Source organism: Pseudacidovorax sp. DMC4 (assembly GCF_056314265.1).
Genome location: NZ_JBQUYR010000011.1, coordinates 203,177 through 217,895, shown reverse-complemented (window position 1 = coordinate 217,895; position 14,719 = coordinate 203,177). Strand labels below are relative to the sequence as shown.

Annotated in this window: 1 protein-coding gene; it reads right to left on the bottom strand. The window is 66.6% G+C overall.

Going from position 1 to position 14,719, the window contains the following annotated elements; translation table 11 throughout:
• The coding region (locus ACT54X_RS20745; RefSeq protein ID WP_476348305.1) for an Ig-like domain repeat protein at nucleotides 1–14,702 on the bottom strand (14,702 nt) is incomplete at its 3' end.
• Between the last annotated feature and the right edge of the window lie 17 nt (nucleotides 14,703–14,719).

Here is a 14,719-nt window from a genome sequence, read left to right as displayed (position 1 = left end):
CAGCTGTAGACATCGGCCAGGGCGTGGGTGGTCTTGATCAGGCGGCCGAGCTTGTCGTGGGTGTACCAGGTGGGTGCACCCAGGGCGTCGATGCGCCGTACCTCGTCGCCGAAGGCGTCGTAGGCATGCTGCACGACGCCGCCGTCGGCGTGCACCTCGCGCACCAGCTGGCCGGCGGCGTCCCACTCCTGGCCGTTGGTGTGGCCGTTGGCGTCGGTGACGGCCACCTGCCGGCCCAGGGCGTCGTAGGCGATGCGGGTGACGGGCGAGGCGGTGCTGGCAAAGCCGTTGCTGTCGGGCTGCACCTGCTCGATGACCTGGTTGTTGGCGTTGTAGCGGTAGGTGGTCTTCCAGGCCGTGGAGCGCGGGTCGCTGATGCTCAGAACGTTGCCCCAGCGGTCCACGTTCTGCTGCACCACGGGGCGGACCCAGTCGGCCACGCCGTTGAGGCCCGTGCTCTGGCCGACGGAGCGGCCGGCGCTGGTGGGGTCCTGGCTGAGGGCGTAGGGGCCGGCGTCGCTGGCGCTCCAGCCGTATTGCGGTGGGGTGTCGGGCGTGCCGGGGGTACCGGGGGTGGCCGGCGTGTAGGGCGGGGTGGTGTCGTTCAGGACGATGCTGCCGTCGGCGTTGACGGTGATGGTGCCCACGGCGTGGGCCGTGGCGTTGGCGCCCACGTAGGGGAACCAGCCGTAGCCGAAGGTGTAGGTGCCGGGGCTCAGGTTCTGCGCGGTGATGTCGGCAATGAACACGCCGCCGTCGACGCCCAGGGTGACGGGGTACTGGAAGCCTCCCGCGCCCAGGAAGAAGGCCGGCACCTGGCCCGGGGGCGGCGGCAGGCGCACGACCCAGTGGGTGGTGGTGATGGGGTTGCCCGATTCGTCCTGAACGGTCTGGATCTGCTGGGTGCCGACGCTCAGGCCGTCGATGTGCGGCAGGCCCGAGGCTGGGGTACCGGGCGTGCCTGGCGTGCCGGGAATGCCGGCGGTCTTGTCGAAGTGACCGGTGGCGTGGGCATAGGGGCCGGGCTGGCCGGCATGGGTCCACAGCACTTCGTAGTCGTAGCTGCCGGCCTGCAGGCCCGCCAGGCTGGCCACGGTCCAGTTGTCGCCGTTGGGCTGGCTGCTGCCGATCTCGATCCAGCTGCCGCCGGACTGGCGCACACGCACGGTCTGGATGTCGCCGTTGCCGGGGCCCGCCCATTCCAGGGTCTGGCTGCCACCGTTGATGCCGGCCACCGCAAAGCTGGCCAGCACCTTGGGTGTGATGCTGAAGCTGCCCGTGGCGGTCTGCACGGCCGCGCGCCCGGGCACGGTGGTGCTGGCGCGGTATTCGTAGTTGCCCAGGGCCAGGGCGGAGATGTCGGCGCGCAGGCGGTCACCGAAGTTGGTGGTGGCCAGCGTGGTCCAGGCGCTCTGGCTGCCGGCTGGTCGGATCTCCAGCAGCACGGTGGCGCCGCTGTCGGCGGGGCTGTCCAGCAGCAGGGTCTGGGCGGTGTCGCCGAAGCCGCTCTGGTTGATGAGCGCGACCCAGTCGGCCTGGGTGTCTTTCTTGAAGACTTCGATGCGGCTGATGCGGCTGATGGCGTCTGTGCCACCGGCGTCGTTCTGGCTCCAGCCGATGCTGGCACCGCCACCCGCCTGGGCAGCGTTGAGGATGCGGGTGACGCTCTGCTCGGGGCCTTCGTTGCCGTTGGCGTCGCGCGGGATGTAGCGGATGCGCACGAGCACGTCGCCGCTGCCCAGGTCCGCCGTGCTGTTCCAGCCCAGATTGACGACGTTGCTGCCGCTCCAGATGGTTTGCGGGCCCTGGCCGATGACAGCGACGCTGGTGGTGTCGCCTTGAGTCGCCGTAGCGCGCGCCACTATGCCACCGGTGAGGGCTTCGGCGCGTACCGATGCACCACCCTGCACCTCCTGACGCTCGGGCAGGCGCTGCTCGACGACGCGGCCGAGCAGGTCGTAGATGGTGTCAGTGCGGCGCACGTCGCGCAGGCTGGCCACTTGCTGGGCATCGCCCGCCGCACGCAGGTCGATGTCGCCACGCCCTTGGCCGGCGCTGCCGATCTGTGCGGTCTGGTGGCCTTGGGTGTCGTACAAGGCCACCTTGTCGACGCCGTCGCCCGCGTTGGTGCGCCACAGCCGGCCGGCGGTGTCGTAGTCGAAGTATTCGTCGCGCAGGCCGGCCACGTTGCGGTGCGTGACTTCGCCGAAGGCGTTGTAGCTGACAGCGGTATCGACGAGCGTGCCCGGCTGCTCGGCGCCCGCACCGATGGAGACGCCGCCATTGGCTTGGGCAGCGCTGCCCTGCCAAAGCAGTTGTCGGTTGGGCAGCGGTACGCCGGCGAGCGAAAGGCCGGACAGGGAAGCAACGCGGTAGATGCGGATGCCGGTGATGGTGCCGATGGGATGGTCGGGCACGAGTTCGACGGCGCCGCTTGCCTGGGCCGCCAGCAGGTAGCTGCTGATGTAGGTGTGGCTGTCGTGCTGGGTGGTGCCGCTGCCCGTGCTGCTCTCGTCGCCGGGCGTAGTGACGGTGTAGTCGGGCGTGATGTAGTCGAACTCGACCTGGAAGCCGCCGTCGAGGGTGGTTATCAGGTTGTCCAGCCGCGAGAGCGTGAGCTTGCCGGCCGAGGCGATGGCTGGCTCCTGGCTGGGGCTGTTACTTTCGTTGCCGACCGGCTGGCCACTCCCGTTGTTGGCAGTCTGGTAGCTGCCGGCCGTGACGGCAGCGCCCGGGTTGGCCGCGTAACCCGCGATGCCGGTCGTGCCGGCGGTGTTGACGCCATCGGTGGGCGTACCGGGCTCGTAGATGTGGGTCTGCCGGCCCAGGGCGTCGTACTGGTAGGCCTTCCACAGGGTGTGGCTGGCGCCATCGTTGTCGCTGACCTGTTGCCACTGCCGGGCCAGCAGGCCTTGCGCGTTGTAGGCGCTGTAGTGGTTGACGCCGGTGGCGTCGGTGCTCTGCACCTGGTTGCCGCGGCTGTCGTACTGCGCATAGCTGGTGCGGTCGGTCTTGGCAAAGAGGTCGGCGTCGCGCGAGGGGTCGGGCGCGACCGATGTCGATTCGGCCAGGTAGATGTGGTCCGAGAAGACAGGGCCCGCAAGACGCAGCAGGCGCGTGTCCATCGAAGCATCGGCGTTGGTGCGGGTTTCGAATGCCTCGCCATCCAGCATGGCGCCCGAGGCAACCTGGCTTTCGGCTTCGGCGGGGTCGGTGGTGAGAAAGTGCGTGAGGCCGAGAAGCGGCACGAACCGGGACAGTCGATAGACGGGCTGGCCGCCCGAGCCCGGGGGCAGCACGTAACCGGACACGCCCTCGTCGGTGTAGAGGCCGCTGGCCAACAGGCTGCTGCGTTCGGTCGCCGAGATGGTGTAGAGGTGCTGGTTGTTGAAGGTATTGCGCAACCGATAGAGCGCCGTGCCGCCGTCGAAGGCGGCGGTGGAGATGTACCCCATCGAGCCTTCGTCACGCCAGCCTGACGCTCTAACGCTGGCGAGTTCGGTGGAGGGGATCTGTACCTTGTCCGGCAGGGGGTTGGGCGCAGCCGCGCCGTAGCCGTCGCCGTTGAGCACTGCGCCATTGACGTAGTCGGTCTTGGCGACCACATTGCCGTAGGCATCGTGTCGGTACACCGTCAGCGGCGTGATGCTGCCCCCACCCTCGGTGCTGCTACGTGCCGGGCCGGCCACAGCCACGGAACGCCCCAATGCGTCGTAGTAGGTGTAGGTGGACGCACCCAGGGCGTCGGTGCTGCGGGTGAGGTTGCCGACCGCGTCGTAGGCGTAGGTGCTGGTCAGGTTGCCGCGCTGCGTGCTGCCGTTGGCGCTGCTGCTGTATTCGACGTTGACGCGGGTCTCGCTGATCTTTCGGTTGTCGGCGTCGAAGGTGAACGTGGTGCGCCGATCATTGGGCGACGCGCCAGCGACCGGCTGTGTGCCGGCCGTTGCTGCCAGCCCCGTCCAGCCCACCATGGCAGAGGTGCCGACCCAGGCGCTGCCGTCCGCGTTGCGTGCGGCGGTGGCGTATTCAAGATGCTCCACGGCGTTGCCGGCGCTGTCGAAGTGGTCGACCGTGAGGTAGCCGAGGGCATCGACGCTGCCGATCTGCTGGCCGCGCTTGTCGAAGAAGCGCGTGTCCAGGACCCAGTTGTCGGCGCTCTTGAGGCTGGCGACCTGGACCAGGTTGCCGAAGCTGTTGTAGGTACTGCGGGTGGTCTTGGCCAGATAGGCATAGGTGCCCGATGCGCCCGCGCTGCTGTCGTAGACGAGGACCGTGGGCTCCTTGACCTCGATGACGCGGCCCAGGCGGTCGTAGGCCGTCAGCAGGACGCGGTCGGCCGAGTGATCGAGGCCGGCGACGGCGGCCTGCACCTGGGCCGTGTTCAGGCTCGGCGGATTGCCGGCGGTCAGGCCGCTGGCGGTGCCGTAGCGTGTCAACGCAGTGGCGTCACCAAAGGTGTTGCGCCCGTAGCCGCTCACATAGCCCAGTGCGTCGACCTCGAAGGCAACACGCCCAAGGGCGTCATAGGTCTTGTAGCTGTAGGCACCGCCGACGTCGCGGTTGGCAATGGCATTGCCCAGCGCGTCGTAGGTGGTTTCTGTGCTCAGTGCCTGGGTGACGTCGACACGGTCGCCCATGCTGGCGCCGCCGTTGGTGGCCACCGCCTGGCCGGTGAGCTCGTAAACGCCCACGGGCGGATAGATGACGCGCACCTGGCGGCCCACCTGGTCGTACTGGTACTCGGTGGTGCGCTGCTCGGGCCGGCCGACGGCCTCGGTGCGCCAGCGCAGATTGCCGAAAGCGTCGTACACCATCTGGGTGATGACGCTGCCTTGTCCGCTGTTGGCAGCGTCGATCCGCAGGCTGCCATTGACGCTCTTGACGGCTGTGAGTTCGACCTGGGGCGAAACCTCCATGCGCAGTCGGCCGGTGCGGTCGTAGTCGTACGTCCAGACTGCGCCCTTGGCGTTGGTGTGGGTGCGCTTGTTGCCCAGTGCGTCGTAGCTCCAGCTTTCGGTGTAGCCCAGCGCATCGGTGGTGGCGAGGAGGCGGCCTGCCGCGTCGTGGCTGTAGGTGGTGGAGCGGTCGGCGCCAATGGCGACGACAGCCGCAGCCCACGCGGCAGCCGTGTTGGCCGTCGTGGCCGGCACGGCGAGCGCGTACTGCGTGCTGGCGTTGAGCTGACCCAGGGCGTCGTAGCTGTTGCGCGTGACAAAGCCGAGCGCATCGACGCTGTAGATGCGGCGCCCCGCCGCGTCGTAGGCCTGCTGAATGATGCGGTCGTTGGCGGCGTCGGTGCTCAGGCGCGAGCGGATGTCTGCCACGCTGGCGGTCAACGCCAACCCAGTGGTGGCAACGGCACGGGCATATTGACGGCTCTGCACGGCCAGTCCTACGCCGTCGTAGCTCGTCTCGACAGTGCCGCCCAGGGCGTCGACCGCGAAGACCTGCCGGTTGGCCTGGTCCCAGGCCATGCGCTGGATGCGATCGGCGCTGGCGTTGGTCACGATGCTCGATGCGAGCGTTGCGTCGCTGTACACGCTGGCACTGGTGGGCGGCGTGATGCGGGTGGCATAGCTCGCCTGGAGGGTGACATTGCCGAAGGCGTCGTACACCGTCTGGCTGACGCCGCCCAACGCATCCACGGTGAAGGTGGTCCGGCCGGCGGCGTCGTGCGCCATGGCGGTGATGCGGTCGCGGCCCGCGCTGGTCTGCAGGCGCGACTCGATGTCGGCGAGCGACAACGCCGCGGTGCCCGTCGAACGCTGAGCGGGCTGGGAAAGTTGGGTGTCGATGGCCTTGGCGAACTGCTCGGTACGGATGATCCGCCCCGTGCCGTCGTAGCTGTTGCGAGTGACAGCGCCTTCGCCGTCGACGCTGTAGCGCAGCCGGCCCGCCGCGTCGTAGGCCATGAACTGGCTCTGGTCCTGATCCGGTGCGACGACCAGGTTGTTGGCGACACTTGCTGTGTCGTTGCCAACGGAGGCGGGCAGCGGCCAGGCATGCGCGGTCTGCCGCACCACATGACCTGCGCCGTCGTAGGCGTAAGAGGTCACTTCGCGCACGGATCCTGCACCGGGCAGCAGGTATGAGCCGCTGGCCCAGCGCAACTGGTAGCTCAGGCGATTGCCCTTGTCGTAGAGGTAGTCGACGGTACGGTCGCCGTCGCTTTGCACGGCACTAGTCGGGTCGGCGCTGTAGTCAATCGGCGTCAGGTACTGCCGGCTGCGCGTGATGTTGCCGTTGGCGTCGTACTCAAGGTGCGAGACAGCGCCAGTGCCGTCTACGGTCCACGACAAGCGGTTTGCGGCGTCGAAGACCTGACGCGTGCGTGCGTCGTGGGCATCGTCCGTCACGGCGGCAGGCGCGATGCGGCCGTTCCATGCTGCAAGTGCGGTGCCCGTCAACGCCTTGGCATAGGCGCGGCGCTCGATGAGGTTGCCGTTGGCGTCGTAGCGCATCTGGGTGACGTCGCCCAGGGCGTCCACACTCCAGACGGCGCGATTGGCGTTGTCGTAGACCGTGCGCAGGCGCTGGTCGCGGCTGTCGTCGGCGGTGACGGTGGGCGCGCTGCTGCCGTTCCAGCTGGTGAAGGCGGTGCTGGTGAGCGCATTGGCAAAGGCACGGCGATCGGTGACGTTGCCGTTGGCATCGTAGGCATAGCTGGTGACGTTGCCAGCGCCGTCGACCTTCCAGGTGGCGCGGTTCTGGGCGTCGTAGACGACACGAACGCGCTGGTCGCGCGAGGCGTCTACGACCACTGCCGGCTTGGCGCCCAGCCCCAGCGCCGAGGGGTTGATGCGATTGGCGTAGGCGCGCGTTTCGACGATGTTGTCGTTGGCGTCGTACTTGTACTCGAGCACCGCGCCCGTGCCGTCGATGGTGAACTGCAGGCGGCCCTGGCGGTCGTACCGGCGCTGCTCGACCACATCAGAGGCGCTGGCAGTCAATCGGCCGCTGATCACCGTCCATACCGTGGAATTGGTGATGCCGGCCAGGCTGATGGGGGTGGCAAACGCCGTTCTGCGCACCACCCGGTTCTCGGCGTCGTATTCCGTGAACTGCACGTTGCCGAGCGCGTCGATGCGGTACATCTCGCGGTTGTAGGAATCGTAGATGTAGCGTGTGGCGTTGCCATTGCCGTCGATGGAGCGCACGACGTTGTCGGCACCGTCGTACTCGTAGCGCCGCGTGAGGTTGAGCCCACCTGGATCGACCGTCTCTGAAACGCGGCGTCCGGCGGCGTCGTATTCGTAGCGTGTCAGGTTGCCGTTGGCGTCGGTGACCGTCAGCACCCGCCCGGTGGTGTCGTGGACGTAGCTGGTGCGCAGGTTGAGGCCACCGGGGTCGACGGTCTGGCTCAGCGTCTGTCCGTTCAGGTCGAATTCGGTCAGGGTGACGACACCGCGAGGATCGGTCACGCAGATGGCCTGACCCTTGGCGTCGTAGGCGTACGTGGTCAGTTGGTTGAGACCGGACGGATCGACTGTGCGCGAAAGCTGCCGATTGGCGGCGTCGTAGGTGTAGACGGTCTGGACGCCGCGCGCGTCGGTGGTCTGGACCAGCCGGTCGGCCTTGTCGTATGCCGCGGAGCTCGTCACGCCCAGTGGCCCCTCGGTCTTCACGAGGTTGCCGCTCTTGTCGTAGCTGTAGCTGGTGGTGTTGCCACGCCCGTCGGTCACGCTCTGGACCTGACCTTCGCGGTTGTAGACGGTCTTGATGACGACGCCCTCGGGGGTGGTCGTGGTGACAGTTCGCGTGGTGGGGTCGTACCAATAGATCGTGTTGTTGTTGAGCGCGTCGGTCCGCATCTGGACGCGGTCGAAGACGTCGTAGGTGGTGCGCGTGACATTGCCCAGTCCGTGTCCTGTGGTCACGATGCGGCCGAGGCGGTCGTAGGTCACAAAGCTCGAACGGCCGGCTCCGTCGAGCCGGGTGGTCGCCCGGCCGAAAGCGTCGTAGTAAGTCCGCTCGGTGATGGCCAGGCCGCCTGCATCGCGTACGAAGATCGTCCTGAGACCACGTCGGTCATAGCTGGCCGTGTCGGTGACGACTTGCCCGCTCGCCAGGGTGTAGTTGGTGGCCAGGGCTTCACGGAAGGCGTTGTATGAATACTGCGTGACATGCCCGAGCGCGTCGGTGGTGCGCGACTCGGTGCCGACGGCCGTGTAGTCGTGCGAAGTGCGCGAATCCTTGGCAGCGTCTGCAATGAGCACAAGTTGGGCGGCCAGCGCGGTGCTGTCCAGCCCGCCGGGAGCCAACGACGCCATGGCAGAGGCGTCCAGCCGGGTTCCGTAGGCAACCTGCTCGGTGAGTTGATCGAGGGCGTTGTAGTGGCTCTCGCGCACTTCTCCCTCGGCGTTGACGGTGTAGCGCAGGCGGCCGGCCGCGTCGTAGAAGAAGAGCGTCCGATGTCCTTCGGCATCGGTGGTGCTGGTGCGCCGGTCAGCGGCATCGTAGGTGTGGGTCGTGCCGTTGGCCTGCCATTGGCCGAATGCATCGGAGGCAGCGACCGCCTCGCTTCCCCTGCCGTCGAGTTCGCCGATCAGGCGCCCCTGCGCGTCGTACAGGTACTTGGCGCTACGCTCGTCCGTGGTGCCCAGAGCGACGGTACGCTGCACCAGATGGCCTGCGCGGTCGTAGGTGTAGCGGGTGATCGTTCCTTCGGCATTCGTGCTGCTCACGAGCAGGTTGGCCGCGCTCCAGGTCTGGGTCTCGACCTTGTCGTAGCCCGAAGTCAAGGTTGGGCGTACGCCTTCGAGCGTGGTGGCATTTCGATTGACGCCACGCGCGTAGCGAATCGTCTTCACCACATTGCCACGTGCGTCGTAGACGGTTTCCGTCAGCCGGTCCTCACCGTCCACATGGCCGACAAGCCGTCCTTGCGCGTCATAGAAGTAGTTGTCGTAGATGGCCACGCCATCCAACACTGGGCGCAAGCTGCCCAAGCTGTAGCTGGCCCGGGCCGTGGCCAGGACTGCCTGGCGATCGGCAGCGGTCATCGACTGCCAGGTCGAGAGGCGGCTGTACTGGATGGATTGCACGACGCGCCCGGCGGCGTCGTACTTGTATTCGGTCACACCGCCTTCGGCGTCGAGCGTGGCCATCAATTGCCCATCGCGGTCGTACAGGCGGGTGCTGCTGCGGTCTTGGATGACATCAAGTGCCACGTACACGGGCGTGCTTTCAGCACCTGCGACGGTTCGCGTGAAGGTGGTCTCAACGTCGGCATTGTTGCCGTCCCCCGAGTAGGCGGCAGTGATGGCGTAGGTTCCCCCGGGCAGGTGGGCGCCGGTGAGTGTCGCCACGCCATTGACCACGGCGGCCGTCCCCAACAGACGTGAGCCCGCATAGAAGTTGACCATTCCCCCCGTGTTCAACCCTCCATTCACCTGAACGGACAGGCTCCCGTCGGCCGCCATGCTCTGCTCACCGATCACAGCCAGGCTTGTCTTTCTGGGCTTGACGACCACAGTCTGGGTGGACTCGGCCGCGGCATTGTTGAGATCCCCGGCGTAGACGGCTCTGATCCAATGCGTTCCTGCTGAGAGCTCGCCAAGGTTCAAGGCGGTCTTTCCCCCTTGAACAGTCGAGGTTCCGATCAGGACCGTGCCCTCATAGAAGCGGACCAGCCCGCTCAGCGACGTCTGATAGAGGGAGGTGACCGTGGCGGTCAGGCTGACCGAAGACCCGTACCCGGTGATGCCAGCGCTGACCTGCAAGGCGACATTCGTCGGCGTGGTCGAGCCATGATTGACTGGACTGGCGCTGCCCGTGGCGTAGGTGGAGTCGCCGGCATAGCTGGCCGTGATACTGCCGCGGGCAGGGAAGTTCGCCACGGTCAGGGTTGCCACGCCGTTGCTCACGCTGGCGGTACCGATGGCGACCCCATTGTTGTAGAACGTGACGACGCCACTGATCGTGGGCCCCTGGTACGTGGGGAGCTTGGGGCTCACGCTCGCCGTGAACGTGGCAGAGGATCCACTCTGCGACGTCGCCAGGCCCACGGCGACTTGCACAGGGATCGCCGTCACGCTCTTCTGGACCGAGGCGGCAGGGGATGTGCCGCTGCCCGAGTAGATGATGGTGAGCCTGTGGTCGCCTTTGTTCAGGTTGGGCACGATGAAGCCCGGCATACTGCTGGGGACCGAGTCTTGGCTGGCAGTCGCCACAAAGCTGCCGAGCAGCGTCGAACCATCGAATACCGTGAACGTTCCGGGATAGGCGCCATTGACCGACGCACGACCATCAAGACGGACATAGACGCCCGCTGCGCCATCTGTCTGACTCACGGTGTAGACCGTGGCATCCATGGCGGCGAGAGCAGGAATTCCTGAAGCGCTGCCGGCGGCCTGGACCACCACCGATGTGCCGGCCGCCGAGGCGCTGCCGACGTTGTGCGCGTCTCCCCCATAGCTTGCCGTCAGAACGTTGGTGCCGCCTGGCAAGGCATTGGTGCTCAGGCTCGCCACGCCGTTGAGGACCGAGGCCGAGCCGAGATACTGCATGCCCGAGAAGAAACTGACGAGCCCGCCAGGTGCGGCGCCCGCAACAGTGGCCGTGAGCGTGACCGACTGGCCTTGCGTGAGGCTGCTGGTGGATGCAGCCAGCGCCATTGCCGTAGGTGCCTTGAGCACCGTCACCGAGCCTGTTCTCAAGCCAGAGGCAGCGTCGGTGGGGGAGTAGTTCTCGTCGCCACTGTAGACCGCATTGATGGTCGCCGTGCCGGGTTCCAGGCGGCTCAGCTGCAGCACGGCCTGCCCCTCTGTCAGCGGGGCCTCTCCGAGCAGTTCGGCTGCGCGGTAGAAGCGCACTGTTCCAGTGGCAAGGGAGCCCGCCCCGACAGAGGCTCTCAGCGTCACTGGACTGCCGTAGTTGGCCACAGGGGGGGCGATCCCGACGGTGACCGATACAGACAGGGATTGGGACGACGCTCGTACATCGACGGCGCGCGTCCAGCTCATTGCCTCGAAGGTTGCATCACCGTCATAGGTGGCCGTGAACATCTGCCGTCCGATCTGCGTCAGATCCACGTCCAGGCTGGCCGCGCCATTGACCAACTGAACGTCGCCGATGGGCGCTCCGTCACGATAGAAATGCACCGTCCCGGTGGGCACGCTCCCTGTGGCGCTGTTCTGGGTCGTGAACTGCAACGTGAGTTGATTGCGCGATCCGACCATGGGCATCGGGTTGGCACTTCTCAACGACCCCATCGACGCCGGTGACAGACCGCCCACAGTCGTCTGGACACGCGTGGTCGATGCCATGGTGCCGGACCACGGGACGGTGCTGTCGCCCGCACAGACGATGGTCAGCTCATGCGCTCCCTTGGGCAATCCAGGCAGCGAGAAGTACCTCCCGCCGGAGTCCACGGCAGTGACCTTGAAGCAACCGATCAGCGTTTGACCATCGAACACGGCGATCGGAGCGTCGATCGCCGATCGGGTGCGAAGCCCCACGCTGCCCGAAGAAGCAGTCACCACTTCGAAGCTGCGCTCGGTCTGCGGGGGAGGTGCAACAACACCAGTGCCCGCACTGACAGTGATGGGCCCGCTGGTCTGCGCCACGCTCGACGACTTGGATGCGCCGCCACCATAGGCCGCCGTCAGAACCGCCGAGCCGATGGGCAGGTATGACGTGACCAGCGACGCCTGACCGTTGATGACGTCGGCTCTTCCCAGATACTGTGTGCCCGAGAAGAAGGTGACGACGCCACCCGGCTCAGCCCCGGCGACGGTTGCGCTCAAGGTCAGCGGCTGCCCCTGCTTGATGGTGCTTGCCGATGCCGTGAGCGCGATCTGGCTCGTCAGGGCGCTACTGCTGCCTGCGTTGACGGCGTCTCCCTCATAGACCGCTGTGAGTGCCCCGGCAGGAAGCGCGCCGCTGCAGGTGAGGGCAGCGACCCCCTCAACGATTTGGGCGCTGCCCAATGCCGTGCTGCCGCTATAGAACGTCACACGTCCTGCGGGCGCCGGCACCGTACCGAGCGTGGGACCGACGCTGGCGCGCAACACCGTGCCCCCCACGACGGGTTCGATCTGGAGGCTCGTGCGGGTCGGCGCCACCTGGACCGTCTGATACTCGGACACAGACGCCGAGGTGTAGGAGTCGTCGCCCGCATATTCGGCCCGGATGCTGTTGCGCCCCATGGGCAAACTGTTGAGCGTCAACACAGCCTGCCCTTTGTCGAGGGTAGCCGTTCCGATCAAGGTGCTTCCGTTGAAGAACTGCACCTGCCCCGTCGCGATGTGAACAAAGCCCTGCGCCGCCGCGACCGTCGCGACCAACGTCACGGGTAAACTCCAGAAGGTCGCCACCGGGGACATTGACAACGTGACGGATGGCGGCGTTCGCTGCACCACGAGTGTGCTGGCAGCAGAAGTGGCGGCCGGCCGGCTGGCCGAGCCGGAGTAGACGGCACGGATGCTCAGGGTTCCCACTGGCAGTTCGTCCGTGAATAGCGTCGCCACGCCATTGATCACCAGCGCGCTGCCCACGATGGTGTCGTTCGCGAAGAACGTGACCATTCCCCCCGGATCTGCCCCATCGATCGTGGCCTTCAGGGGCAGCGGCGCGCCGAAATAGGCACCGCTCGTCGGCGGAAGGGTCAGCGAGACGCCACCGACGCTGCCCGGATCCACCAACAATTCCACCGGCGTCGTACCAGACAGGGACCGTACATCGATGGGCCGCGCCAGTTGCGTCACGCTGAGTACGCGGGATGCACCGTCGTAGACGGTTCGCGTCACATAGCCCAGTGCATCCACCTGCCATACCAGGCGATTGGCACCGTCGTAGAAGCGCCAGACCTGCTGGTCCTTGTCTGTGGGCTGGGGCCGCAGGGCGGCGACGGATGTGACGGCGTTGTCCGCGTGCCAGGCAGTGGTGGGCCGACCCGCACTGTCAACAAGTGCCGAGGTGTCCACGGCTGTCGCGTAGGCGATGGTCCTGGTCAACTGATCGTTGGCGTTGTAGACGTACTCCGTCATGGCGCCCAGCGCGTCGATGTCCGCCGCCTTGCGGCCGGCTGCGTCGTAGAGCGTCCAGGCGCGCACACCCGTCGGGTCTTGCGTCATCAACAGCCGGCCCTCGGCGTCGTAGCTGTAGGTGGTGGTGCCGAGGACGCCCATGCCAGCACGGCTCTGGGCCACGGCCACGAGCCGTCCCGCCTTGTCATAGGACGAGATGGTCGTGAGGCCATCGGCCGCTGTCACCGACGTTGCGCCGTGGGCGTCGTCGTAGGCGGTGACGGTGATGCCCTGGCCCTGTCCATCGGCCGCAGGCCCGGTGGCAACGAGAAGCCGACCCAGGCCGTCGTAGACGTAGCTCGTCGCCCCCGCCTCGTTGCCCGGTTCGATCTTCTGCAGCAGCAGGCCTTGCTGGTCATAGACATAGTGGGTGGTTGCGGCCGTCGTTGCCACACCCTCGCCAGTGCTCGCCGTCTGTCCGTAGGCGGTCGTGCTGGCGAGTGCGCCGCGGCCATCGAAAGCATAGTCAGTGCGCTGGCTGCGGGTGAGATCCTGTGTCTGGCGCCAGCTCACCATCTGCGCCTGAGTGGGCACCTGGTCCTGCCCCAGTGCACTCAAGTTGTACAAGGCCCCCGCATAGGTGATGACGCTGGTGCGCTGGCCGTAGCTGTCGTAGCGGTACTCCGTGACCTCACCCTGCGCACTGATCATGAAGCTCAGCTGGCGGAGGTTGCCCGGTGCGTACACATAACGTGTCGTCTCGGGCAGGGCTGCGGCCGTGTTGAACGCTCCGCGGTCGTCCACCGCCGCGTTGGCAAACCGGGTGTCGGTGAGCAGTTGGTTGGCGGCGTTGTAGGTCCGCACCCGGGTGTCACCCGCCCCGTCGACTTCCTTGAGCAGGTTGCCGTTGCCGTCGTACTCGAAGCGGACCTTGCGGCCTTCGCCATCAGTCACCAGCGCGACGTTGCCCTGGGCGTCGTAGAGATAGCTGATCTGGCTGAGCCCTGCAGGATTGGTGGCCGTGACCCCCTGGCGAACCTGTAGAAGCTGGCCTTGGCTGTCGTAGAGGAATTTGCTGGACGAGCCGAGCGCGTCGGTCACAGTGGTTGTGCCGGCAACGGGATCGTAGGCAAACGTGGTAACGGCTCCCAGCGCATCGGTGACCGAGCTGACCTTGTACTCGCCACCGGCTTGCGTGTAGGTCAGGCGCTGGCTCGTTCCATCAGCCTGGGTGATGGTGGCGATGCGTGTGCTGGCGCCGTCGTAGGTGTAGCGGGTGACGTACGTGTTTCCGTCGGCTACGCTGTTGTCCTCGGGGGAGAGATCGACAGTCACCATGACCAGGCGGTTGCTGTTGTCGTAGCCGTAGTGCACTCGCGTCGAGGTGACATTTGCACTGGTAATGGTGCGGATCTGGACGAGGTTGTCGCCTACGTAGTCGTAGCAGGTGACCTCGCCGTTGGCGTCGGTCATGGACTGCACATGGCCCGCAGTGTCGTAGGCCAATGAGACGTTGTTGCCGTCGGCATCGGTGGCCGAAATAAGACGCCCGGCCGCCGAAGCCTGATAGCGCTCGCTGGAGCCGGTGTCTCCGTCGGTCCAGAGGAACTGCGACGCCTGACTGTCGTACGTGATGGTGTCGTAGGCGCCTGCGCCCGCACTGCTTACGTAGGCGCTTCGCGTCGCGTCCCATAGGTATGTCGTTTGAGCACCGTCCCGGTCTGTGCGGGTCACGACACTTCCCGTCTGCC